Annotated in this window: 22 protein-coding genes and 1 riboswitch; of the genes, 10 read left to right on the top strand and 12 right to left on the bottom strand. The window is 74.5% G+C overall.

Annotated elements, in window-relative coordinates; all coding sequences use genetic code 11:
• Positions 1 to 2 precede the first annotated feature (2 nt).
• The 7 genes from ACH414_RS22075 to ACH414_RS22045 all read right to left on the bottom strand — a co-directional run bounded on the left by ACH414_RS22075 (position 3) and on the right by ACH414_RS22045 (position 8,405).
• Entirely contained in the window at positions 3 to 1,397 is a 1,395-nt protein-coding gene (locus ACH414_RS22075) for a cobyrinate a,c-diamide synthase (protein ID WP_398943031.1), read from the bottom strand.
• Positions 1,391 to 1,999 (bottom strand): cob(I)yrinic acid a,c-diamide adenosyltransferase, encoded by a 609-nt coding sequence (gene cobO, locus ACH414_RS22070; RefSeq protein WP_382539762.1) that lies wholly within the window; start codon positions 1,997 to 1,999, stop codon positions 1,391 to 1,393. The genes ACH414_RS22075 and cobO overlap by 7 nt, the downstream gene beginning before the upstream one ends.
• Complete coding sequence (locus ACH414_RS22065; protein ID WP_398943028.1) at positions 1,999 to 4,077, bottom strand: putative cobaltochelatase; 2,079 nt, start codon at positions 4,075 to 4,077, stop codon at positions 1,999 to 2,001. The genes cobO and ACH414_RS22065 overlap by 1 nt, the downstream gene beginning before the upstream one ends.
• Positions 4,078 to 4,135: 58 nt before the next feature.
• Positions 4,136 to 5,644, bottom strand: a complete 1,509-nt coding sequence (locus tag ACH414_RS22060; RefSeq protein ID WP_382539756.1) for a cobyric acid synthase — start codon at positions 5,642 to 5,644, stop codon at positions 4,136 to 4,138.
• Positions 5,641 to 6,615 carry a cobalamin biosynthesis protein gene (locus ACH414_RS22055; protein ID WP_382539753.1) on the bottom strand — a complete coding sequence of 325 codons (975 nt, stop codon included), beginning with the start codon at positions 6,613 to 6,615 and terminating at the stop codon, positions 5,641 to 5,643. The genes ACH414_RS22060 and ACH414_RS22055 overlap by 4 nt, the downstream gene beginning before the upstream one ends.
• A gap of 33 nt (positions 6,616 to 6,648) precedes the next feature.
• A riboswitch (cobalamin riboswitch) is annotated at positions 6,649 to 6,783 on the bottom strand.
• A gap of 118 nt (positions 6,784 to 6,901) precedes the next feature.
• Complete coding sequence (locus ACH414_RS22050) at positions 6,902 to 7,123, bottom strand: hypothetical protein (protein WP_382539751.1); 222 nt, start codon at positions 7,121 to 7,123, stop codon at positions 6,902 to 6,904.
• 16 nt (positions 7,124 to 7,139) lie between these two features.
• A complete protein-coding gene (locus tag ACH414_RS22045) occupies positions 7,140 to 8,405 on the bottom strand; it encodes an anion permease (RefSeq protein WP_382539749.1) in 1,266 nt (421 codons plus the stop codon).
• A gap of 351 nt (positions 8,406 to 8,756) precedes the next feature.
• Here ACH414_RS22045 and ACH414_RS22040 point away from each other — a divergent pair, with 351 nt between their 5' ends.
• Both ACH414_RS22040 and ACH414_RS22035 read left to right on the top strand, forming a co-directional pair.
• Entirely contained in the window at positions 8,757 to 9,884 is a 1,128-nt protein-coding gene (locus tag ACH414_RS22040) for an alpha/beta hydrolase (RefSeq protein ID WP_382539746.1), read from the top strand.
• 130 nt (positions 9,885 to 10,014) lie between these two features.
• Positions 10,015 to 11,385: a hypothetical protein gene (locus tag ACH414_RS22035; RefSeq protein ID WP_382539743.1), complete on the top strand. Its 1,371-nt coding sequence runs from the start codon at positions 10,015 to 10,017 to the stop codon at positions 11,383 to 11,385.
• Positions 11,386 to 11,396: 11 nt separating this feature from the next.
• On the opposite strand, the gene ACH414_RS22030 is transcribed toward ACH414_RS22035, so the two are convergent.
• Both ACH414_RS22030 and ACH414_RS22025 read right to left on the bottom strand, forming a co-directional pair.
• Positions 11,397 to 11,804 carry a VOC family protein gene (locus tag ACH414_RS22030; protein WP_382539740.1) on the bottom strand — a complete coding sequence of 136 codons (408 nt, stop codon included), beginning with the start codon at positions 11,802 to 11,804 and terminating at the stop codon, positions 11,397 to 11,399.
• Between the two features lie 96 nt (positions 11,805 to 11,900).
• A complete protein-coding gene (locus ACH414_RS22025; protein WP_382539737.1) occupies positions 11,901 to 12,791 on the bottom strand; it encodes a neutral zinc metallopeptidase in 891 nt (296 codons plus the stop codon).
• A gap of 208 nt (positions 12,792 to 12,999) precedes the next feature.
• On the opposite strand from ACH414_RS22025, the gene ACH414_RS22020 reads away from it, so the two are divergent.
• The 3 genes from ACH414_RS22020 to ACH414_RS22010 all read left to right on the top strand — a co-directional run bounded on the left by ACH414_RS22020 (position 13,000) and on the right by ACH414_RS22010 (position 16,115).
• Entirely contained in the window at positions 13,000 to 14,598 is a 1,599-nt protein-coding gene (locus tag ACH414_RS22020; RefSeq protein ID WP_382539734.1) for an ABC-F family ATP-binding cassette domain-containing protein, read from the top strand.
• 364 nt (positions 14,599 to 14,962) lie between these two features.
• A complete protein-coding gene (locus tag ACH414_RS22015) occupies positions 14,963 to 15,184 on the top strand; it encodes a helix-turn-helix domain-containing protein (protein WP_006123601.1) in 222 nt (73 codons plus the stop codon).
• A gap of 130 nt (positions 15,185 to 15,314) precedes the next feature.
• Complete coding sequence (locus tag ACH414_RS22010; protein WP_382539731.1) at positions 15,315 to 16,115, top strand: enoyl-CoA hydratase/isomerase family protein; 801 nt, start codon at positions 15,315 to 15,317, stop codon at positions 16,113 to 16,115.
• 47 nt (positions 16,116 to 16,162) lie between these two features.
• Here ACH414_RS22010 and ACH414_RS22005 read toward each other — a convergent pair whose 3' ends face one another.
• Positions 16,163 to 16,831 (bottom strand): hypothetical protein, encoded by a 669-nt coding sequence (locus ACH414_RS22005; protein WP_398943023.1) that lies wholly within the window; start codon positions 16,829 to 16,831, stop codon positions 16,163 to 16,165.
• Between the two features lie 87 nt (positions 16,832 to 16,918).
• Between ACH414_RS22005 and ACH414_RS22000 the strand changes: the two genes are divergently transcribed.
• Genes ACH414_RS22000 through amaP form a run of 5 tightly spaced genes read left to right on the top strand, consistent with a single transcriptional unit; the run spans position 16,919 to position 19,213 of the window.
• On the top strand, positions 16,919 to 17,380 hold the full coding sequence (locus ACH414_RS22000) for an Asp23/Gls24 family envelope stress response protein (protein ID WP_382539725.1): 462 nt from the start codon (positions 16,919 to 16,921) through the stop codon (positions 17,378 to 17,380).
• A 30-nt stretch (positions 17,381 to 17,410) separates the two neighbouring features.
• On the top strand, positions 17,411 to 17,602 hold the full coding sequence (locus ACH414_RS21995; protein WP_382539722.1) for a hypothetical protein: 192 nt from the start codon (positions 17,411 to 17,413) through the stop codon (positions 17,600 to 17,602).
• A gap of 6 nt (positions 17,603 to 17,608) precedes the next feature.
• On the top strand, positions 17,609 to 17,971 hold the full coding sequence (locus ACH414_RS21990) for an Asp23/Gls24 family envelope stress response protein (protein ID WP_382539720.1): 363 nt from the start codon (positions 17,609 to 17,611) through the stop codon (positions 17,969 to 17,971).
• Positions 17,968 to 18,621: a DUF6286 domain-containing protein gene (locus ACH414_RS21985; protein WP_382539717.1), complete on the top strand. Its 654-nt coding sequence runs from the start codon at positions 17,968 to 17,970 to the stop codon at positions 18,619 to 18,621. Before ACH414_RS21990 ends, ACH414_RS21985 begins: the two co-directional genes overlap by 4 nt.
• Positions 18,622 to 18,625: 4 nt before the next feature.
• Positions 18,626 to 19,213 (top strand): alkaline shock response membrane anchor protein AmaP, encoded by a 588-nt coding sequence (gene amaP / locus ACH414_RS21980; RefSeq protein ID WP_382539714.1) that lies wholly within the window; start codon positions 18,626 to 18,628, stop codon positions 19,211 to 19,213.
• Between the two features lie 42 nt (positions 19,214 to 19,255).
• Here amaP and ACH414_RS21975 read toward each other — a convergent pair whose 3' ends face one another.
• Positions 19,256 to 20,011: an SDR family oxidoreductase gene (locus tag ACH414_RS21975; protein ID WP_382539711.1), complete on the bottom strand. Its 756-nt coding sequence runs from the start codon at positions 20,009 to 20,011 to the stop codon at positions 19,256 to 19,258.
• A gap of 4 nt (positions 20,012 to 20,015) precedes the next feature.
• The gene (locus ACH414_RS21970; protein ID WP_382539708.1) at positions 20,016 to 21,800 is read right to left on the bottom strand and encodes a glycoside hydrolase family 15 protein; all 1,785 of its coding nucleotides are present in this window, start codon (positions 21,798 to 21,800) and stop codon (positions 20,016 to 20,018) included.
• Between the last annotated feature and the right edge of the window lie 3 nt (positions 21,801 to 21,803).

The raw sequence follows: 21,803 nt of genomic DNA, 5'->3' as shown, positions 1-21,803 counted from the left end.
ACTCACCCGCACTGCTCCACGAAACGCGCGGCGGCCCCCGGGGCGCCCGCCCAGTGCGTGTGCACATAGCTCGCGTGCACCCCGCCCCGCACGAAGCCCTCGACCCGGCGCTCCGGCTGCCGCAGCCCCCAGGCGGCCGACTCCCCGGCCCCCGGCTCGATCACCGTGCGGTGGAACTCGTGCCCCCGCATCCGCGTCCCGGCCGCCGCGAGCACACTGTCGCTCACGGCCACCGCGTCCCGGTACCCCAGCGTCAGCCGCTCCGACATCCGCGCGTCGGCGTCCAGCACCCCGCACATCGGGCGCCCGTCGAGCGACCGCGCGAGATACAGCAGCCCGGCGCACTCGGCCGCGACCGGCGCACCCGACGCGGCGAGCTCCGCCACGGCCTTGCGCAGCGGCTCGTTGGCGGACAGCTGCTCGCCGTACACCTCGGGAAAGCCACCGCCGATGACGAGGCCGCTCGTCCCTTCCGGGAGGACCTCGTCCCGCAGCGGGTCGAAGGTGACGACCTCGGCGCCGGCCGCGGACAGCAGCTCCGCGTGCTCGGCGTACGAGAACGTGAACGCGGCCCCACCGGCGACGGCGACGACCGGCCGCCGGCCGTGCCCGTCCGCCGTCTGCGGCCCGGTGGCCGGGCGGTGCCCACCCCGAGCAGCGCCCGCCCGCAACGTGGCGGCGGCGTCCCACGTTTCGCCGTTCAGCTCCGGCGCCGACCTCGCGAGCGCGAGGAGCGCGTCCAGATCGCACCCCGCCCGCACCTGCTCCGCCTGCGCGGCCACCGCCTCGACGGCCTGGGCCTGCCGCTCGGCGACCGGCACGAGCCCCAGGTGCCGCGACGGGGTCGCCACCGCGGGAGCCCGCCGCAGCACGCCCAGCACCGGCACCCCGGACTCCTCCAGAGCCTCCCGCAGCAGCGCCTCGTGCCGGTCCGTCGCGACCTTGTTCAGGATCACCCCGCCCAGCCGCACCTCCGGGTCCCAGGACGCGAAGCCGTGCACCAGCGCGGCCACCGACCGGGACTGCGAGGAGGCGTCCACGACCAGCACCACCGGCGCCCGCAGCAGCTTCGCCACCTGCGCGGTGGAAGCGAGCTCGCCCTGGCCGGCGGCCCCGTCGTACAGGCCCATGACGCCCTCGACGACCGCCAGGTCACAGCCCCGCGCGCCGTGCGCGAAGAGCGGCGCGATCAGCTCCGTACCGCACATGTAGGCGTCGAGGTTGCGGCCGGGGCGGCCGGTGGCGAGCGCGTGGTAGCCCGGGTCGATGTAGTCGGGGCCGACCTTGTGCGGGGAGACCGCGAGGCCACGGCCCGCGAACGCGGCCATCAGACCGGTCGCGACCGTGGTCTTGCCCGCGCCCGAGGACGGGGCGGCGATGACGAGACGTGCTACCACTCGATGCCCCGCTGGCCCTTCTGGCCGGCGTCCATCGGGTGCTTGACCTTGGACATGTCGGTGACGAGGTCGGCGAAGTCCAGGAGCTCCTGCGGCGCGTTGCGGCCGGTGATCACGACGTGCTGCCGGCCGGGACGGTCCCGCAGCACCTCGACGACCTCCTTGACGTCGATCCAGCCCCAGTGCAGCAGGTACGCGAACTCGTCGAGGACGTAGAACGTGTACTTCTCCTCGGCGAGGTCCCGCTTGACCTGCTCCCAGCCCTCGCGGGCCTTGTCCTCGTGCGACTGCTCGCCCTCGGCGACCTCGCGCTGGATCCAGGACCAGCCCTCGCCCATCTTGTTCCAGGTGACCGTGCCGCCCTTGCCGGTCTCGCCGAGCGCCTTGAGGGCGTTCTCCTCGCCGACCCGCCACTTGGCGGACTTCACGAACTGGAACACCCCGATCGGCCAGCCCTGGTTCCAGGCGCGCAGCGCCATGCCGAACGCGGCGGTCGACTTCCCCTTGCCCACACCCGTGTGCACCATCACCAGCGCGCGGTTGCGGCGCTGACGGGTGGTGAGACCGTCGTCCGGAACGACGGTCGGCTGTCCCTGCGGCATCAGGCGGCCCTCCTAGCAGAGCGGTTGACTTGTACGTCCCTGACGAGCCCGGCGATCGAGTCGGCGCGCAGCTCGTCCAGGGTGACGGCGGTGCCGCCGAGTTCACGCGCGAGGTTCCCGGCGAGCCCCAGCCGCACCGGCCCGGTCTCGCAGTCCACGACGACGCTCGCCGTGCCGTCGGCCGCGTGCAGCCGCGCGGCGCGGGCGGCCAGCGCCACCGGATCGGGGCCCGCGCCGGTCGCGCGGCCGTCGGTGACGACCACGAGGAGCGGGCGGCGCGACGGGTCCCTGAGGCGTTCGACGCGCAGCACGTCGTGCGCCCTGAGCAGCCCGGCCGACAGCGGCGTGCGGCCGCCCGTCGGGAGCTGTTCGAGCCGGGCGGCGGCCGCGTCCACCGAGGAGGTCGGCGGCAGCGCGAGCTCCGCGTCCCGGCCGCGGAAGGTGATCAGACCGACCTTGTCGCGCCGCTGGTAGGCGTCGAGCAGCAGCGAGAGCACCGCGCCCTTCACCGCGCTCATCCGCTGCCGGGCCGCCATCGAACCGGAGGCGTCCACGGCGAACAGCACCAGGTTCCCCTCCCGGCCCTCGCGGGTGGCCTGCCGCAGGTCGTCCCTGCGCACCACCAGGCCGGGGCCGCTGCGCCCGCGGGCCTTCTGGTGCGGGGCGGCGGCCTGCACGGTCGCCGCCAGGTGCAGCTTGGTCAGCGTGCCCTTGGGACGGGTGGCGCCGGTGGTCCGGCCGTGCTCGGTCCGGGCCCGCGAGCGGCGCCCGGCGGCGCCCTCGCCGAGACCGGGCACGCTCAGCACCTTCGTACGGAACGGCTCGCCCGCCTGGACGGCGGCACGCTCACCGGAGCCGGAGCCGGAGCCGGAGCCGGAGCCGGAGCCGGAGCCGGAGCCGGAGCCCTGGCCGGAGCCGTTCTGGGGCGCGGGCGCGGGGGACTCCTCGGGCGCGGCACCGTCGCTCTCGGGCGCGGGCGCGTCGCCCTGAGGCGGCACACCGCCGCCCCCGCCGGGACCACCGTCACCCGGACCGTCGGGCTCGGGGTCGTCGTCCGGCTCGTCCTCGCCCCTGAACTGCTCCAGGGTCTCGTCGAGCTTGTCCTCGTCGAGGCCGGGGGCGTCGAAGGGGGCGCGTCGCCGTCGGTGGGGGAGTGCCAGCAGCGCGGCCTGGCGCACATCCTCGGACGTGACCTCCGTCCGCCCTGCCCACGCGGCGAGCGCGGTCGCCGTCCGGGCCATGACGATGTCGGCGCGCATGCCGTCCACCTCGAACGCGGCGCAGGTCGCCGCGATCTGCAGCAGCACCGCGTCCCCGAGTACCACCTTCGGCAGCAACTCCCGTGCGGTGACGATCCGTTCCCGCAGCGCGGTCTCCTCACCGGCCCACCGGGCGGCGAACGCGGCCGGGTCGTCCTCGAACGCGAGCCGGCGCCGCACCACTTCGACCCGCTCCTCGGGCACCCGGGAGGCCGCGACCTCCACGGTGAGCCCGAACCGGTCGAGCAGCTGCGGCCGCAGCTCGCCCTCCTCGGGGTTCATCGTGCCGACCAGCAGGAAGCGGGCCGCGTGGCGTACGGAGACGCCCTCGCGCTCGACGTGGGAGGCGCCCATGGCGGCGGCGTCCAGAAGGTGGTCGATGAGGTGGTCCGAAAGGAGATTGACCTCGTCGACGTAGAGGATGCCCCGGTGCGCCTGCGCGAGCAGCCCCGGCTCGAAGGCCTTCACGCCCTCGGCGAGCGCCTTCTCGATGTCGAGCGAGCCGACGAGCCGGTCCTCGGAGGCGCCGACGGGCAGCTCGACCATCCGCGCGGGCCGCGCGTCCTGCGCGCCCTCGCCGTGCGGCCCGTCCGGGCAGCCCGGGTCGGGCGAGGCCGGGTCGCAGCTGAACCGGCAGCCGGCGACGACGGCCACCGACGGCAGCAGCTCGGCGAGGGCGCGTACGGCGGTCGACTTGGCCGTACCCTTCTCGCCGCGCACGAGGACGCCGCCCACGGACGGGCTGATCGCGTTCAGGAGCAGCGCGAGCCGCAGGTCGTCCATGCCGACGACGGCGGTGAACGGGAAGCGGGTGCTCATCGGGTGGTCGCTCCTTCGAGTCGTACGGGGATCGGGGCGGGCGGTGCGGGCGGGGCGGTCACGGCGCCCCCGGCGGCACGAACGGCAGCCCCGCCGGAGCGCCCTGCTCGATCAGCCGCAGCAGGGCGTCCGTGTCCGCGTGCTCCTCGATCAGGTCGCCCAGCCGGTCCAGCTGCTCCTCGCGCAGCGCGCCGAACGCGGTGTCCGGGGCCGGGACGAAGCGACGGCCGGCCGCCGTGGCGACCTCCCGCAGGAAGGCCCGGCGGAAGCCGTCGCTCTCCAGGGAGCCGTGCCAGTGGGTGCCCCAGACGGCGCCGACCCGGCAGCCGTCGAGGAAGGGCTCGCCCCCGTCGACGGTGGCGACGCCGTGGTGGATCTCGTAGCCCTCGACGCGTTCGCCGAGCGCCTCGCCGACGGGACGGGCCAGGGTCTTCTCGACGCCGAAGCGGATCCTGACGGGCAGCAGTCCGAGACCGTCGACCACCCCGGCCTTCGACTCGACCTCGTCCTCGATCCGCTCGCCCAGCGCCTGGAAGCCGCCGCAGATGCCGAGCACCGGCCGTCCCTCGGCCGCGCGGCGGGCGAGGGCGTCGGCGAGACCGCGCTCCCGCAGCCAGGCCAGGGCCTTGACCGTGCCTCGGGTGCCGGGCACGACGACCAGGTCCGCGTCGACGAGCTCCTCGGGCCGGTCGACGAAGCGGACGACGACGCCCGGCTCGGCGGCCAGTGCGTCCACGTCGGTGAAGTTGGACATCAGGGGGACGGCGCAGACGGCGACCCGCAGCACGTCCTCGCCCACCGGCGGCGCCACGACCGACTCGCGGACGGTGCCCCGCAGCGAGACCCGCAGGCCGTCCTCCTCGTCGATGCCGAGGCCGTGCGCGTACGGCAGGACGCCGAAGGTCCGGCGCCCGGTGAGCCCGTGGAGCATGTCGAGCCCGGGCTCCAGGAGGGTCACGTCGCCACGGAACTTGTTCACCAGGTATCCGGCGACCAGCTCCTGGTCCTCGGGCGCGAGCAGCGCCGTCGTCCCGAAGAACTGCGCGAAGACCCCGCCCCTGTCGATGTCGCCGACGACCACGACGGGCAGCTTCGCGGCCCGCGCTATCCCCATGTTCACGATGTCCGTGCGCCGCAGGTTGATCTCGGCCGGACTGCCCGCCCCCTCGCAGATCACGGCGTCATACGTGCCCCGCAGCTCCTCCAGGCACGCCATCACCGGCTCGAACAGCGTCCGCTGCCGTCCCCCGTGGTAGCCGCGCGCGCTCATCTCGCCCACGGGCTTGCCCATGAGCACGACCTGGCTGGAGCGGTCGCCGCCCGGCTTGAGCAGCACCGGGTTCATCAGCGCGGTCGGCTCGACCCGGGCGGCCTGCGCCTGCATGGCCTGGGCCCGGCCGATCTCGGCGCCCTCCCGGGTCACGAAGGAGTTCAGGGACATGTTCTGGCCCTTGAACGGCGCGACCTTGATCCCCTTGCGGACCAGCCAGCGGCAGATGCCGGCCGTGACGACGCTCTTTCCCGCGTCGGACGTGGTCCCGGCGACCAGCAGCCCCCCACCCCTCATGCGTTCCTCCGCTTCAGCGCGCTCGCGATCATCCGGCCGCCCACACAGGCGGCCAGGGTCAGTCCGGTCACCCGGCGGGACAGGCGTACCGCCCGGTCGATGTCCGCGACCTCGACGGGTCGCCCCTCCCCGTTGAGCACCGGCCGGTGCTCGACCCGGCCGCCGTACGCCAGCGTCCCGCCGAGCCGTACGCCGAGCGCGCCCGCGAAGGCGGCCTCCACCGGGCCCGCGTTGGGGCTGGGGTGCTTCGCCGCGTCCGCGCGCCAGGCCCGTACCGCCCCGCGCGGATTCCCCCCGGCGACGGTGGCGAGCGCCGCGGTCAGCCGGGCGCCGGGCCAGCCGGCGAGGTCGTCGAGCCGGGCCGAGGCCCAGCCGAAGCGGCGGTACTTCGGCGACTTGTGGCCGACCATCGCGTCCAGGGTGTTGACCGCGCGGAAGCCGACCAGGCCCGGCACGCCCGCGACCGCGCCCCAGAACAGGGCGCCGACCACGGCGTCGGAGGTGTTCTCGGCGACCGACTCGACGACCGCGCGGGCCATCGCGGGCCCGTCCAGGGAGTGCGGGTCGCGGCCGCACAGGTGCGGCAGGCGCTCCCGGGCCACCTCCAGGTCCCCGGCGGCGAGCGCCCCGCCGATCGCGCGGGCCTCGCGGCCCAGGGTCGTCCCGCCGACCACGGCCCACACGGAGGCGGCGGTCAGGGCGACGGCGGCGGTGCGGCTGCCGCGCACGGTGCGGGCGGCCAGGGCGCCGAGCGCCACGGTGGACCCGGCGCAGACGGCGGTGTGCAGGGCGCCCCAGCCGCGGTGGTCGCGCAGCAGGCGGGCCTCGACGGCGCCGGCCGCCCGGCCGAACGCGGCGACGGGATGGCCGCGGCGGGGATCGCCCACGAGTAGGTCGACGGCGAGGCCGGCGGCCGCTCCGTAGGCGAAGGTGCCGGTGGCACCGGAAGAACTGAGGCCGCGGCCGGGCATGGCGCTATGTCCTCACTCAGGGTCCGCGCCCTGGATCGACGTGACCGGCGGCGAGAGTTCCTGACTCCCGGCCCCAGGGGGCCGGTCACAGTGGCGGGACCGCGCCGGAATCGCACCGGACTTCCTCTTCTTGCCGCCGTATTGGCCCCGGCAGTCCACCACGCTGCGCGAACAGCCGTCAACTCACCCTTGACCTGCGCCGGGTCACTGTGCGAAGCGCCACAAACACGCCGACCGGGCGGCCCGCACCCGTGGTGCGGACCGCCCGGTCATGGCGCGCGATCGGTCAGATGACGATCAGGTAGATGCCGTAGGCCACGGCCGCCGCGCACAGGGCGAAGCAGGCGTAGGCGCCGGTGCGGGCCAGGGCGGCGGAGCCGCCGTTGGCCGAGGCCTGCTCCTGCTTGGCGAGGCCGATGACGCCGAGGGTGAAGAGGCCCACCAGGGCGACGGTCGCCACGAGGCTGACTCCGAAGACGGAGCCGAGGGCTGCCCAGTCGATCTTCATGCTTGGTTCCAGTTCCTTAGACCGCGGCGGCGGGGGCCGGGGGAGCGGCCGGGTCCGTGGGGCCCGGCGCGGGGATGGTGGTCTTCAGGTCCTCGTCCGTGACGGCGGCGACGGAGCCGGCCGGCGGCGGGGTGACGGCCGCGATGGCGGTGGTCACGACGCCCGCGGGCTCGGCCTCCAGGTCGTCGGCGGTGACGTTGTCGTGGGTGACCGGCTTGCGGCGGGACAGCGCCCAGATGACGCCGGAGCCGGCGATCAGCAGGACCGCGACGGCGGCGATGCCCCAGGTGCCCTGCTTGGTGAGGAACTCGGCGGCGGCGCCCACCACGGCGGCGGCCGGCAGGGTCAGACCCCAGGCGACGAACATCCGGGTGGCGGTCGACCAGCGGACGACACCGCCCTTGCGGCCGAGGCCCGCGCCCATCACGGCACCCGAGCAGGACTGGGTGGTGGAGAGCGAGAAGCCGAGGTGCGAGGAGGCCAGGATGACCGTGGCGGCGCTGGTCTGGGCGGCGAAGCCCTGCTGCGGCTGGAGGTCGGTCAGGCCCTTGCCCATGGTGCGGATGATGCGCCAGCCGCCGAGGTAGGTGCCGAGCGCGATGGCCAGGCCGGCCGCGACGATGACCCACAGGGGCGGGTTGGAGCCGGGGGCCAGGACGCCGCTGGTGACCAGGGCGAGGGTGATGATGCCCATCGTCTTCTGGGCGTCGTTGGTGCCGTGGGCGAGCGAGACGAGACCGGCGGAGGCGATCTGGCCGGCCCGGTAGCCCTTGGCGGTGGCCTTGGTCTCGGTCTTCGCGCCGAGGCGGTACGTCAGCCGGGTCGCCGCCATCGCGGCGAGGCCGGCGACGATCGGGGCGGCGACCGCGGGGATCAGGACCTTGGTGACGATGGTGGGGCCGTTGACCGCGTCCCAGCCGGCCGACATCACGGCGGCGCCGATGAGGCCGCCGAACAGGGCGTGGGAGGAGCTGGACGGCAGACCGAGCAGCCAGGTCAGCAGGTTCCACAGGATGGCGCCGACGAGCGCCGCGAAGATCACTTCTGTACGAATGCCCTCTTCGTTGATGATCCCGCCGGAGATCGTCTTGGCGACCTCCACGGACAGGAACGCGCCGACGAGGTTCAGCACGGCGGACATGGCCACCGCCGTCTTGGGCTTGAGAGCACCGGTCGAGATGGTCGTCGCCATCGCGTTGGCGGTGTCGTGGAAACCGTTCGTGAAATCGAACACGAGAGCTGTCACGACCACAATGGCGAGCAGCAGCGTGATGTGTTCCATTTACCCAGGCAATCGTTTGACGTCAGTGGCTCGTCGAACGTACGCAACCTGGGTGAACGGAAGGTGAACTGGGCCGGGCTGTGCGGTGTCCCCATCCGGGGTCCGGGCATTCCGCTTACGGCCCGGACGGGCCGCCCGTCCACGATGCGGTCACGGTGCGACCCGGGGTAAGCCGGTCCGTACCAGGACGGATACGACTTGAGCCCCATCCGTCACTCTGCTCTCGTTCCGCCCCCCCGGACACCTGCGGGCCCCCTCCACCGCACGGAGGACCCGCCCGGCGAGACCCATGTCACTCGTCCGGGGCGCCGCCCGGTGGCAGCCTCCGCGCCCACTGCCGACACTGGGAGCGTGCGCCCGGCTACAGCGGCGGCGGTAGCCGTCACCACAGTGATCGGTGTCGGCGCGGCCGCGGTGGCGGCCGGCCGGTACGCCAGCGACGCCGCCCTCGGGGTGCCGTCCGGACGCCCCCTGCCGGGCGATCCCAGACTCACCGTGCACGCCACCGGCCCGGGCCGGATCACCCTCACCCGCAGCCTCGCCTCGCTGCGCCCCGGCACGTACGGCATCGAGGCCGACGGGCTGCACGCCGTCGTCGGACCCGTCCTCGACCGGGTCCCGCACACCGCCGACACCGTGGTGCGCCGGCTCGAACGGGTCGAGCTCGGCACCCTGAGCACCGGCGCCCGGGTCCGCTTCACCCCCCAGCTGCACTGCGGCACCCCCGAGACCGCCCTCGGGCTGCCCCACGAGGACGTCGAGATCCCCGGCGAGCTCGGCACCCTCCCCGCCTGGCTCGTCCCCGGCGCCCACTCCACCTGGGTGATCGCCCTGCACGGCTTCGGCGCCACCCGCGAGCACGCCCTCAACCTGGTCCCCTTCCTCCAGCGCCGGCAGGTCCCCGTCCTCGTCCCCGCCTACCGCGGCGACGAGGGCGCGCCCCCCGCCCCCGACGGCCTGGCCCACCTCGGCGACTCCGAGTGGCGCGACGTCGACGCCGCCATCCGCTACGCCGTCCGCCGCGGCGCCGAACACGTCGTCCTGCACGGCTGGGGCGCCGGCGCCGCGATGGCCCTGCACGCCGCGGCGGGCTCCGGGGTACGGGACCGCATCCGCGGCCTGGTCCTCGACTCCCCGGTCCTCGACTGGGACGCCACCCTGCGCAACCTCGCCGCCGCCCGCGGCATCCCCGGCCCCCTGATCCCGCTCGCGGTCCGCGCCGCCGAGGGCAGGACCGGCCGGCACGAGGACCGCCTCCAAGAGGTCGCCGACCCGGGCGCGCTGCGGGTGCCCACCCTGGTCTTCCACGGCCCCGACGACACCATCGCGCCCTGGGACCGCTCGCAGCGGCTCGCCGCCCTCCGCCCCGACCTGGTCACGCTCACCACGGTCGGCAACGCCCCCCACGCGGCCATGTGGAACGCGGACCCGCTGCGCTACGAAGAGGCCCTGCGCCGCTTCCTGACCCCGCTCGTCTAGCGGCTTCCCGCCGGGCCGGCGCCGGGCGGGCCGCTCCGGACAGCGGGCCCCGCTCCCGAAACCGGGCCCAATGCAGCGGCGTTGCGGATTCCGATTGGGCTTTCGGGCCGTCAGCGGGAAGACTGCCCCCGTGACGTCTCGAAAGCCCGATGAACCATTGGCGCGCAACTCCAGACTCCGACTCGTCCGTCCGCGGGCCCTCGCCACCGCACGGCGGGCCGTGACGACCCGGCGCACCCGCCCGGCGCCGCGGCCGCCCGAGGGGACACCGCCCCGGGCGGAACTGGCCGGCCAGGCGAGGGCCGTACTGGCCGACGCCGTACGCATCGCCCGCTGGGCGGCCGTCGACCGGCACGCCGAGACCGCGCCCCCCGAAGGGGAACGGGCCGCCGCCGCGCTGGACCTGACACCCGCGCAGGTCCGGGCCGGCTGGGACCGCGCCCGGCTCGCCGGCCTGGTCGAGCTGCACGGCGACACCGCCCGCCCCGGCTGGCGGCTGCACGCCTGGGACCGCGACGACTCCGCCGTGCTGCGCGGCTGGGTCGCCCTCTTCGACGCCTGGTCGCTGGTCCACCCGGCGCCCGAGGGCGTCGCCCCCGGCGCCGTCGCCGAGGTCGTCGAGGCCGTCCCGCAGGTCCTCTCGCTGCTCCAGCTCTCCGCCGGACCCGTCCCGGTGCCGACCCTGCTCGACCTGCTCGCGCAGCGCGTCGAGGAGCTCCGCGAGGAGCGCTGCGAGGTCCCGGCCCCCGGCACCCCCGTCGAGACCGCCCCCGTCGCCGAGGGCCTGCCCGCGCTGCTCGACTGGGCCCTGGAGGGCCTGGCGGCCGTCGGCGCCCTCACCCTGGGCGGCGGCCAGGCCACCCTGACCCCGCTGGGGAACTGGGCGGTCTGGGTCAAGCTGGAGCAGATCTGCGTCGCCGCCCAGAGCCCCGCGGGCAACATCGAGCAGTCCGCCGAGGACATGCTGCGCGGCTGCGCCCGCCTCACCCCGGGGCCGGCCCGCGACGAATACCGCGCCTGGCTCGCCGCCCGCACCCTCTCCAGCGCCGTCGGCGAGCTCCTCGCCGTCGCCCGCGGCGAGGACGCCCTGCTGCGCGGCCTCGCCTTCGAGGCCCTGCGGGTGGTCGGCGCCCCGGCCGAGGCCGAGGTCCGCGCCGCCCTCGCCGAGCCCTCGCTGCGTCCGTACGCGCTGCTGTGGCTCGCCGAGTACGAGGGCGCCGACCCCGACGACGCCCCCGAGGTGCTCACCCGGGAGGAGGCGACCTGGCTCTGGGTGGACACCGCGGCCGCCGTCGCCGACCACGGCGAGAGCGCCCTGCTCGTGCGCCATCTGGACTCGGCCGTGCAGGGCACCGTCCCCGCGCTGCTCGACGAGGTCAGGGCCGTGGGCCATCCGCGCACCGTGCAGGTCCTCGTCGCGCTCGCCGCGGCGCACCCCGACCCGGCCCTGGCCAAGGCGGTCCGCAGGGCCGCCTTCCAGGTCCACACGGGCGGAGCCTGAGCGGCCCGGACCTAGTCGGCCGCCGCTGCGCCGGGGGCGTACGTCCCGAAGCTCCAGACGTTGCCCTCGGCGTCCCGGGCCATGTAGTCCCGGGAGCCGTACTCCTGGTCGGTCGGCGGCATCACGATCTCGGCGCCGTGCGCCGCGGCCCGGGCGTGGTGCTCGTCCACGTCGTCCACGCGCACGTAGACGCCCACCGGGCCGCCGCCGGCCATCAGCTTGTCGAACGCGCCGCCCGTGCCCGCGCTGCCCAGCATCACCATCCCGTTGCCGTGGGACAGCTCGGCGTGCATCACGCGCCCGTCCTCGCCCTCGTACACCGCGGTCGCGGTGAAGCCGAACGCCTCGGTCAGCAGCGTGATCGCCGCCTTCGCGTCCTCGTAGCGCAGCGTCGGACAGATGTCGGGTGCCTCGGCCATCCCGATCACTCCCTCTCCCGTGGTCAGTGTGACCTGGATCTCAGTCTGGCAGCCGCCGCTGACACATCGCCGGAAGCCGAGGCCCCACCGGGCGCGTCACCGGAAGGTGTTGCAGCGGGCCATGTCGCCGGTGCTGTAGCCGGTGGAGAACCACTGCTGCCGCTGCGCCGCCGATCCGTGCGTCCAGCTCTCCGGGGTGACCCGGCCCTGGAAGCGCTCCTGGATCCGGTCGTCGCCCACCGCCGCGGCCGCGTCCAGGCCGTCGCGGATGTCGTCCTCGGTCAGCCGGGTGAGCAACGGGCGGCCGGTCTTCTCGTCGGGGGTGGTCGTGGCGTGCCGGGCCCACACGCCCGCGTAGCAGTCGGCCTGGAGCTCCACCCTGACGGCGTTGGAGTTCGCCCCCGTCCGGCCGTCCTGGGACTTGGCCAGCGTGCCCATCCGGTTCTGCACGTGGTGGCCGTACTCGTGCGCCACCACGTACGCCTGGGCGAAGGGCCCGCCGGTCGAGCCGAACTTGGTGCGCAGCTCGTCGAAGAAGCCGAGGTCCAGATAGACCTGCTGGTCGCCGGGGCAGTAGAAGGGGCCGACGGCCGAGGTGGCCGTGCCGCAGGCGGTGGGCACCCGCTGGGCGAACACCACGGTCTTCGCGTCCGTGTACCGCCCGCCGCGCCGGGCGTACTCGGCCCGCCAGAAGTCCTGCACGCTGTTGACGACCGCCACGATCCGGCAGTCCTCGCGGGCGTTGGCGTCCGCGCCCGTCCGGCAGGTCCGGCTCACCTGGGCCGCGGACGAGGAGGTCGCGGCCGGCTCGTCGCTCCCCGAGGACAGCCCCAGCTGCTCGGGCCCCACCCCGAAGAGCACGCCCAGGACCAGCGCGATGAGGCCGATGATCCCGCCGCCGACGGTGGCCTTTCCGCCGGGGACCCGGCTGCCCCGGACGTCCTTGACCTCCGAGGTGTCCAGATCGGCATCGTCGTCGAACTGCATGGCCACCGCCCTCCGCGTCTCAGCCGAGTATCGGCGTATCCGTCGCAGGGCACCCCTTTTATGCGGCATGTGAGGTATGTCGCCTGGCCGAAAATCAGTTGCAGGGGCCCGTTAGACTGGCCGTATGGCCATTCTCCCCGTGCATTAGCGGCGTCGAAGCCCTCCCCAGTCGTCCTTCCGCCGTTTCCCACCGCCCTGGAGTCTGTCCGTGATCACCGCTTCCGGCATCGAGCTGCGCGCCGGCGCCCGTGTCCTCATCGAGTCCGCGTCCTTCCGCGTCGCCAAGGGCGACCGCATCGGCCTGGTCGGGCGCAACGGGGCGGGCAAGACCACCCTCACCAAGTGCCTCGCGGGCGAGGGCCAGCCGGCCGCCGGCACCATCAGCCGCTCCGGCGAGGTCGGCTACCTCCCGCAGGACCCGCGCACCGGCGACCTCGACGTGCTGGCCCGCGACCGCATCCTCTCGGCCCGTGGCCTCGACACCCTGATCCGCAAGATGCGCCAGAACGAGGAGCGCATCGCCAACGGCTCCGGCGCCACCCGCGACAAGGCGATGCGGCAGTACGAGCGCCAGGAGACCGAGTTCCTGACCAAGGGCGGCTACGCGGCCGAGGCGGAGGCCTCCACCATCGCCGCCGCCCTCGGCCTGCCCGACCGGGTGCTCGGCCAGCCGCTGCACACCCTCTCCGGTGGTCAGCGGCGCCGGATCGAGCTGGCCCGGATCCTCTTCTCGGACGCCGACACCCTGCTCCTCGACGAGCCCACCAACCACCTCGACGCCGACTCCATCGGGTGGCTGCGGGACTACCTGAAGACCTACCGCGGCGGCTTCATCGTGATCTCCCACGATGTCGACCTGGTCGAGACCGTCGTCAACAAGGTCTTCTACCTGGACGCCAACCGCTCCACGATCGACGTCTACAACATGGGCTGGAAGCTCTACCAGCAGCAGCGCGAGGCCGACGAGAAGCGCCGCAAGCGCGAGCGGCAGAACGCCGAGAAGAAGGCCGCCGCGCTGAACTCGCAGGCCGACAAGATGCGCGCCAAGGCCACCAAGACCGTCGCCGCGCAGAACATGGCCAAGCGCGCCGAGCGGCTGCTGTCCGGGCTCGAGGCGGTCCGGGTCTCCGACAAGGTCGCCAAGCTGCGCTTCCCGGACCCCGCGCCCTGCGGCAAGACCCCGCTCACCGCGGAGGGCCTGTCCAAGTCGTACGGCTCACTCGAAATCTTCACCGATGTGGACCTGGCCATCGACAAGGGCTCCCGCGTCGTCATCCTCGGCCTCAACGGCGCGGGCAAGACGACCCTGCTCCGCCTCCTCGGCGGGGTCGAGAAGCCCGACACCGGCGAGGTCACCCCGGGCCACGGCCTCAAGCTCGGCTACTACGCGCAGGAGCACGAGACCCTCGACCCCGAGCGCACCGTCCTGGAGAACATGCGCTCCGCCTCCCCCGACCTCGACCTGGTCGAGGTGCGCAAGGTGCTCGGCTCCTTCCTGTTCTCCGGCGACGACGTCGACAAGCCGGCCGGGGTGCTCTCCGGCGGTGAGAAGACCCGGCTCGCCCTCGCGACCCTGGTCGTCTCCTCGGCGAACGTGCTGCTCCTCGACGAGCCCACCAACAACCTCGACCCGGCCAGCCGCGAGGAGATCCTCGGCGCGCTGCGCACCTACAAGGGCGCGGTCGTGCTCGTCACCCACGACGAGGGCGCGGTCGAGGCGCTCGACCCGGAGCGGATCATCCTGCTGCCGGACGGCGTCGAGGACCTGTGGGGCCCGGACTACGCGGACCTGGTCGCCCTGGCGTGACCGGCGCGTACCCGTCCGGCCCGGCCCCGGCCGCGAAGTGATCATGCCGGGCTGGATCATTCGGCTCATGGGTGATCCTTCATCTGAGTGAGAGCGTCTCGTACCCCCCGGCGCGGGCCCTGCGGAATCCTTCCGTCAGGGCCCGCGCCGCGCTCGTCTCCCCTTCGTGCCGCTGACCTGGCAGTTCCCCGCCGCGGCGGCTCCCGGGCGACTTCCCGATCCGCCGGAACAATCAATTCCGTTCGTGTCGTCGCCTTCCACTCGGCCCAAGCTCCTGGCACAGACCTTGTCGAATGGGTGGCCAGGACGCCGGGGAGGGGTGATCATGAGAAGTCCAGAGCGCACTTCCCATGAGGAGGCACGGGTGGCCGAGACTCTGAAGAAGGGCAGCCGGGTGACCGGCGCCGCGCGCGACAAGCTCGCGGCAGACCTGAAGAAGAAGTACGACTCCGGTGCGAGCATCCGGGCGCTGGCCGAGGAAACCGGCCGCTCCTACGGATTCGTCCACCGGATGCTCAGTGAGTCCGGAGTCACGCTGCGGGGACGCGGCGGAGCGACACGGGGCAAGAAGGCGGCCTCGGCCTGACATCGGGACGGCTCGACCGGTCCACCGGGTCTCCCGGTGGGCACCCGGTCGACCATGCGGTCGACCGGGTGGTTACTGTGCAGTCACTTGGCATCTGCTGACGTGCTGCACCGGAACCGGAGGCGCCCCCATGACTACGCTCGACGACTCTGAGCTCGTATTCGACAAGGACGGTGTACGGCTCACCGTCGAGGACGCCGTTGCCACGGTGACCCTGACCAACCCGGCGAAGCGCAACGCCCAGTCTCCCGCTCTGTGGCGGGCGTTGACGGAGGCCGGCAGGTCACTGCCGGGCAGCGTGCGGATCGTGGTCCTGCGCGGTGAGGGCAAGTCCTTCTCCGCGGGCCTCGACCGGCAGGCGTTCACGCCCGAGGGCTTCGACGGAGAGCCGTCCTTCCTGGAAATGGCGCGCGGGTCCGACGAGGACCTCGACGCGGTCATCGCCGAGTACCAGGAGGCGTTCACCTGGTGGCGCCGCAGCGACATCGTGTCGATCGCGGCCGTCCAGGGGCACGCCATCGGCGCGGGCTTCCAGCTCGCGCTCGCCTGCGACCTGCGGGTCGTCGCCGACGACGTGCAGTTCGCCATGCGCGAGACCAGCCTGGGCCTGGTCCCGGACCTCACCGGTACGCACCCCCTCGTCTCCCTCGTGGGCTACGCCCGCGCGCTGGAGATCTGCGCCACCGGCCGCTTCGTCCACGCCGAGGAGGCCGAGCGCACAGGCCTGGCCAACATCGCCGTGCCCGCCGCCGAACTCGACGCGGCGGTACGGGACCTGAGCGCCGCGCTGCTCGCCGCGCCCCGCTCCGCCGTCATCGAGACCAAGGCGCTGCTCCAGGGCGCCTCCGGCCGCTCCTACGAGGAGCAGCGCACGGCCGAGCGCGCCGCCCAGGCCCGCCGCCTGCGCGACCTCGCGGGCCTCGGCGACTGAGGCGACCGGGACGCCCGAGGCGCCCCCGGTCGGGCTGGGCCGCAGGCCTAGCGCAACTCCGACACCACCACCGTGACCGTCGTCGCCTCCGGGGCGGCGGCGGTCACGGCCGTGCGGGCCGCGCGCGCCACGTCCAGGGCGCGACGGCCCGCGGTCACCGCCAGCTCGACGCGCAGGTGCCCGTCGGCACGCCGCAGCGGCGCGCCGAAGACGTCCGTGAGGGCGGCCACCCCCGGCACCGCGAGCGCGGCGAGGGCCGCCGGGTCCTCGGGCGCGGGCGGCGAGGTTCGCCCGGGCGGGGGAGTGGGGCTCACCGGATCGGGCGGAGTGTCGAGCAGCTCCGTCACCCGCAGGTCCACCCGCGCCACCACCAGGCCGAACACGCTCTCCGCCGCGCCGAGCAGCGCCGTCCGCAGCCGTCCGGCGAGCTCCGGCAGCGGCCGCCCGGCGGTCGCCGGGCCGCCGGCGAACGCCGCGAACTCCAGGGTGATCCCCAGCTCCCCGGGCGGAAGGCCGCCCGGCGGCACCGGGAAGGGTGCCTCGGCCGCCGCCGAGACGAGCCCGAACCTCGGCCGGGCGGGCACCGTGCCCCGTACCGTCCGCGCCGCCTCGGCGAGCGCCTCCCGTACCGCCGGCTCCGCCACCCACGCCCCGTCGGCCGGCGCCCCGAGCGGCAGCAGTCGTTCCATCGCACGTCCCATCTGCACCGTCGTCATTCCCCCAGCCTGCCGCATTCCTGGCGCAAGACCGGGCAAGCGCCCTTAGTGTGGGCAAACAAGACAGAACGCTCTTGGGAAGGACGGATGGTGATGGCTGACAGCACGCATTCGGACGCGCAGAACCCGGTGGTCAAGCGCGGTGGCGGCGACCCCGCCTCGCGGGGACGCACCACGATCGCCGACGGGGTCGTCGAGAAGATCGCCGGCCTCGCCGCCCGTGATGTCGACGGCGTCCACGCCATGGGCAGCGGTCTCTCCCGCACCCTCGGCGCCGTCCGGGACCGCGTACCCGGCGGTGGCGGCAGCAAGAGCGGCGTCACCCGGGGCGTCAAGGCCGAGGTCGGCGAGGTGCAGACCGCACTCGACCTGGAGATCGTCGTCGACTACGGCGTCTCCATCGCCGATGTCGCCGGCGCGGTACGGGAGAACGTCATCGCCGCCGTGGAGCGCATGACCGGCCTCGAGGTCGTCGAGGTCAACATCGCGGTCAGCGACGTCAAGCTCCCGGACGAAGAGGACGAGGAGCAGGAGTCGCGGCTTCAGTAGCCGACGGCACAACGGCGGAAAGGGCTCAGCATGAGCATGGCGGTGGTCGGCCTGTTGGCCGGAATGGGGCTCGGCTTCGCCGGGTACTTCGGTGGCTTCGGGGCGTTCCTCCTGGTCGCCGCGTTGGGAGCGATCGGCTTCGTCGCCGGGCGCTTCCTCGACGGGGACCTGGAGGCCGGCGACTTCTTCCGGGGCCGCGAGCGCGGCGACCGGCGGAGGTGACCCGGGGTGGCAGCGGAGCCGGCCCGGGACCGGGTGGGGGCGGCCGCGCGCGGCGCGACGACGATCGCCGACCGCGTCGTCGCGAAGATCGCCGCGCAGGCGGCCCGTGAGGCGCTGGACGTGATCCCCAAGGGCGGCTCCAAGCCGCACGCGTCGGTGGTCGTCCACCGGGAGAGCGCCCGGGTCTCGGTGAGCCTCGAACTCCCTTACCCCTCCGACGTCGGCCGCCAGTGCGGCGCCGTCCGCGGCCGGGTCAGGAACCGGGTGGAGCAACTGGCCGGCCTGGAGGTCCACGAGGTCGCCGTCCACGTCGAGAAGCTGCATTCCGCGCACACCGCGCACGAGAAGGCCCGGGAGCGCCTGCGATGACCACAGGACCCGCGCCGGGAGGCAAGCCCGGCTCCGTGCCCGTCCTCGGGGAACCGGACCGGGACCCCGGCGGCCCCGATCCGGGCGCCGCCCCGCAGCCGCAGCCGGCCGGGCGCCGCTTCTGGGCGGTGCGCCGGATCCCCGCCGCCGTCCTCGCCGCGGTGCTGCTCGGCGGCGCCGGGCTGCTCCTGTACGACGTGGCGGCCGTCCGCGCGGAGCACAGCGCCATGGCCTGGCGCCGCTCCCTCGCCGACGACCTCGCCACCCGCCCCCTCGACAACGCCTGGGTCCTCGCGGGCGCGGGCGTGGCGGTGCTGCTCGGCGTGTGGCTGCTGCTGCTCGCGCTCACCCCGGGCCTGCGCGGCATCCTGCCGATGCGCGGGGAGCACCCCGACCTGCGCGCCGGACTCGACCGCGAGGCCGCCGCGCTCGCCCTGCGCGACCGGGCCATGGAGGTGTCGGGCGTGCAGTCCGTACGGGTCGGGATGGGCCGGGCCAAGGTGGCCGTACGGGCCGTCTCGCACTTCCGTGGACTCGACGAGGTCCGCTCCGACCTGGAGAGCGCCCTCTCCGCCGGCATCGACGAGCTCGGTCTCGCCCGGCCGCCGGCCCTGACGGTACGGGTGGCCAGGCCGCCCAGGAAGGGGTGACGGCGTGACCGTGGTCCTCCGGCGCGTCAACCGGATCGTGCTCGGCCTCGTGGGCCTCGTGCTCGTGGCCGGCGGCGGCGCCGTGCTCGCGGCCGGCCTCGATCTGTCCGTGCCGTCCTGGTGGCCCTGGTCGGGCCCCGACGACGTGCTGCTCAGCCGGTCCGAGCGGCAGCACTGGCGGGCCGAGGGCTGGTGGTGGCCGGTGGTCATCGCCGTCCTGGGGCTCGTCGTGCTGCTCGCCCTGTGGTGGCTGATCGCCCAGTTCCGGCGGGCCCGGCTCGCCGAGGTGCTCGTCGACAGCGGCGACGGCGAGGAGGCGGTGCTGCGCGGCCGGGCCCTGGAGGCGGTCCTGGAGGCGGACGCGGCGGCCCAGGAGGGCGTGTCCCGTGCCCGGGTCTCGCTGACCGGCCGCCGAACGGCCCCCCGTACCCGCGTCGCGCTCCTCCTTGAGCCCTACGCGGCCCCGTCCGACGCCCTGACGACCCTCGCCACCCAGGCCCTGGCCAACGCCCGCACCTCGGCTGGCCTCCCCGCCCTCCCCACCGAGGCCCGCCTGCGCGCCGTCAAACACCGCGCCCGCAGGGTGACCTGAGCCGGGGAGACCCCCGGTCCCGCAGGGGCGGGACCGTCCGCCCTAGAAGCCGGCCCGCGCCCCGCCGTCCACCGGGAGCATCACGCCCGTGAGGTAGGACGCGGCCGGCGAGAGCAGGAAGGCGGCCGTGCGGCCGAACTCCTCCGGGGTGCCGTAGCGGCGCAGCGGGATCCGGGCCTCGTTCGCCGCCCGGGCCGCGTCCGCGTCGCCCGAGAGGGCGTCGAGGGAGCGCACGCGGTCGGTGTCGATGCGGCTCGGCAGCAGGCCGACCACCCGGATGCCGCGCGGACCCAGGTCGTTGGCGAGGGACTTGGCGAAGCCGGCCAGACCCGGGCGCAGGCCGTTGGAGATCGTCAGGCCCGGGATCGGCTCGTGGACCGAGCCGGACAGCACGAAGCCGATGACGCCGCCCTCGGGCAGGGTCTCCGCCGCCGCGCGGGCGAGCCGCACCGCGCCGAGGAAGACCGTGTCGAACGCGGCCGCCCACTGCTCGTCCGTGTTGTCCGTGCCGAAGCCGGGCGCCGGCCCGCCGACGCTGATCAGCACGCCGTCCAGGCCGCCGAAGCGGGCCCGCGCCTGTGCGAACAGGCGCTCCGGGGTCGCCGGGTCGGCGTTGTCGGCGGCGACGCCCGCCGCGCCCGGCCCGAGCTCGGCCGCGGCCTCGGCGACCGAGGCCTCCTCGCGCCCGGTCAGCAGCACCTTCGCGCCCTCCCCGAGCAGCGCCTCGGCCGAGGCGCGCCCGAGCCCACGGGTCGCGCCGGTCACCACGTACACACGGTCCTTTAGTCCAAGATCCATGGACCTATCCTGCCGCGTCCTCCGCGGCCAGCGCGAGGGCCGTGCCCACCAGGCCGATGTGGCTGAAGGCCTGCGGGAAGTTCCCCAGCTGCCGCCCCGTCACCGGGTCGTACTCCTCCGCGAGCAGACCCACGTCGCTGCACAGCCCGACGAGCCGCTCGAACAGCGCGCGCGCCTCCTCGGTGCGCCCGGTCAGCCGCAGTGCGTCCGCGAGCCAGAACGAGCACACCAGGAAGGTGCCCTCCTGCCCCGGCAGCCCGTCCACCGAGACGCCCTCCGTCGAGTAGCGGCGCAGGAAGCCGCCCTGGCCGAGCTCCGCCCGTACCGCGTCGATCGTGCCCGTGACCCGCGGATCGTCCGGTGGCAGGAAGCCGACCTGGGGGATCAGCAGCGTCGCCGCGTCCAGCTCGCGCGAGCCGTACGCCTGGGTGAAGGTGTTGCGCTCCGGGTCGTACCCCTTGGCGCACACCTCCGCGTGGATCTCGTCCCGCAGCGCCCGCCAGCGCGCCGGGTCCCCCGGCAGCGAGGGATCTTCCTCCAGGGTGCGCACCGCACGGTCGGCCGCCACCCAGGCCATCACCTTGGAGTGCACGAAGTGGCGGCGCGGCCCGCGCACCTCCCAGAGACCCTCGTCCGGCTCCCGCCAGGTCGACTCCAGGAAGCCGAGCAGGCTCAGCTGGAGGTTCCAGGCGTGCCGCTCGGGAGGGATCCCGGCGTCCCGGGCGCGACTGAGCGAGTCCATCACCTCCCCGTACACGTCGAGCTGGAACTGCTCCACGGCCGCGTTCCCGGTCCGCACCGGCGCCGATTCGGCGTAGCCGCGCAGCCAGGGCAGGACCGTCTCGGGCAGTCGGCGCTCGCCGGCCGGCCCGTACATGATCTGCAGGTCGGCCGGGTCGCCGGCCACCGCCCGCAGCAGCCAGTCCCGCCAGGCCGCCGCCTCCTCGACGTACCCGGCGGAGAGCAGCGCGCCGAGCGTGAGGGAGGAGTCGCGCAGCCAGCAGGCCCGGTAGTCCCAGTTGCGCACCCCGCCGAGCTCCTCGGGCAGCGAGGTGGTGGGGGCGGCGACGATGCCGCCGGTGGGGGCGTACGTCAGCGCCTTCAGGGTGATCAGGGAGCGCACCACCGTGTCCCGGTAGGGCCCCCGGTACGTGCAGCGGGCCGCCCACTCCCGCCAGTCCGCGAGCGCGTGCTCCAGCGCCTCGAAGGGGTCGACGAGGTCGGGGCGCGGCTCGTGGGAGGGGTGCCAGGTGAGGACGAAGGCGACCTCCTCGCCCGCGCCGACCGTGAACGAGGAGCAGGTCGCGAACTGCTGCCCCCAGGTCTTCACCGGCGGCTCGCTGCGCAGCCAGACCGAGTCGGGCCCGGCGACCGCGACCCGGTGCCCGTCGGCCCGCCGCACCCACGGCACGACCGAGCCGTAGTCGAAGCGCAGCCGCAGCACCGCGCTCATCTCCACCCTCCCGCTGACGCCCCGTACGATCCGCACGACGTCGGGGGCCTTGTCCCGCTGCGGCATGAAGTCGACGACCTCGACGGTGCCCGTACGGGTCTCCCAGCGGGTCTCCAGGACCAGGGTGTCCTCGGCGTAACGGCGGCTGGTGCAGGTGGTCGCCCCCTTGGGGGCGATCCGCCAGTGTCCGTTGTCCTCGTCGCCGAGGAGTGCGGCGAAGCAGGCGGCCGAGTCGAAGCGGGGCAGACACAGCCAGTCGACCGACCCGTCGCGGCCGACGAGCGCGGCGGTCTGGAGATCGCCGATGAGGGCGTAGTCGTCGATACGTTGCGTCACGCT

The sequence above is a fragment of the Streptomyces sp. NPDC020422 genome, assembly GCF_044386705.1.
GTDB lineage: Bacteria > Actinomycetota > Actinomycetes > Streptomycetales > Streptomycetaceae > Streptomyces.
The sequence above is the reverse complement of the archived record's forward strand: the minus strand, read 5'-3'. Positions and strand labels throughout refer to the sequence as shown.

What these genes read in the sequence shown, in the direction of transcription:
- cobO (WP_382539762.1), bottom strand. Translation starts at nt 1,999, where the DNA reads ATGCCGCAGGGACAGCCGACCGTCGTTCCGGACGACGGTCTCACCACC.
- ACH414_RS22065 (WP_398943028.1), bottom strand. Translation starts at nt 4,077, where the DNA reads ATGAGCACCCGCTTCCCGTTCACCGCCGTCGTCGGCATGGACGACCTG.
- ACH414_RS22060 (WP_382539756.1), bottom strand. Translation starts at nt 5,644, where the DNA reads ATGAGGGGTGGGGGGCTGCTGGTCGCCGGGACCACGTCCGACGCGGGA.
- ACH414_RS22055 (WP_382539753.1), bottom strand. Translation starts at nt 6,615, where the DNA reads ATGCCCGGCCGCGGCCTCAGTTCTTCCGGTGCCACCGGCACCTTCGCC.
- ACH414_RS22050 (WP_382539751.1), bottom strand. Translation starts at nt 7,123, where the DNA reads ATGAAGATCGACTGGGCAGCCCTCGGCTCCGTCTTCGGAGTCAGCCTC.
- ACH414_RS22045 (WP_382539749.1), bottom strand. Translation starts at nt 8,405, where the DNA reads ATGGAACACATCACGCTGCTGCTCGCCATTGTGGTCGTGACAGCTCTC.
- ACH414_RS22030 (WP_382539740.1), bottom strand. Translation starts at nt 11,804, where the DNA reads ATGGCCGAGGCACCCGACATCTGTCCGACGCTGCGCTACGAGGACGCG.
- ACH414_RS22025 (WP_382539737.1), bottom strand. Translation starts at nt 12,791, where the DNA reads ATGCAGTTCGACGACGATGCCGATCTGGACACCTCGGAGGTCAAGGAC.
- ACH414_RS22010 (WP_382539731.1), top strand. Translation starts at nt 15,315, where the DNA reads ATGACTACGCTCGACGACTCTGAGCTCGTATTCGACAAGGACGGTGTA.
- ACH414_RS22005 (WP_398943023.1), bottom strand. Translation starts at nt 16,831, where the DNA reads ATGACGACGGTGCAGATGGGACGTGCGATGGAACGACTGCTGCCGCTC.
- ACH414_RS22000 (WP_382539725.1), top strand. Translation starts at nt 16,919, where the DNA reads ATGGTGATGGCTGACAGCACGCATTCGGACGCGCAGAACCCGGTGGTC.
- ACH414_RS21995 (WP_382539722.1), top strand. Translation starts at nt 17,411, where the DNA reads ATGAGCATGGCGGTGGTCGGCCTGTTGGCCGGAATGGGGCTCGGCTTC.
- ACH414_RS21985 (WP_382539717.1), top strand. Translation starts at nt 17,968, where the DNA reads ATGACCACAGGACCCGCGCCGGGAGGCAAGCCCGGCTCCGTGCCCGTC.
- ACH414_RS21975 (WP_382539711.1), bottom strand. Translation starts at nt 20,011, where the DNA reads ATGGATCTTGGACTAAAGGACCGTGTGTACGTGGTGACCGGCGCGACC.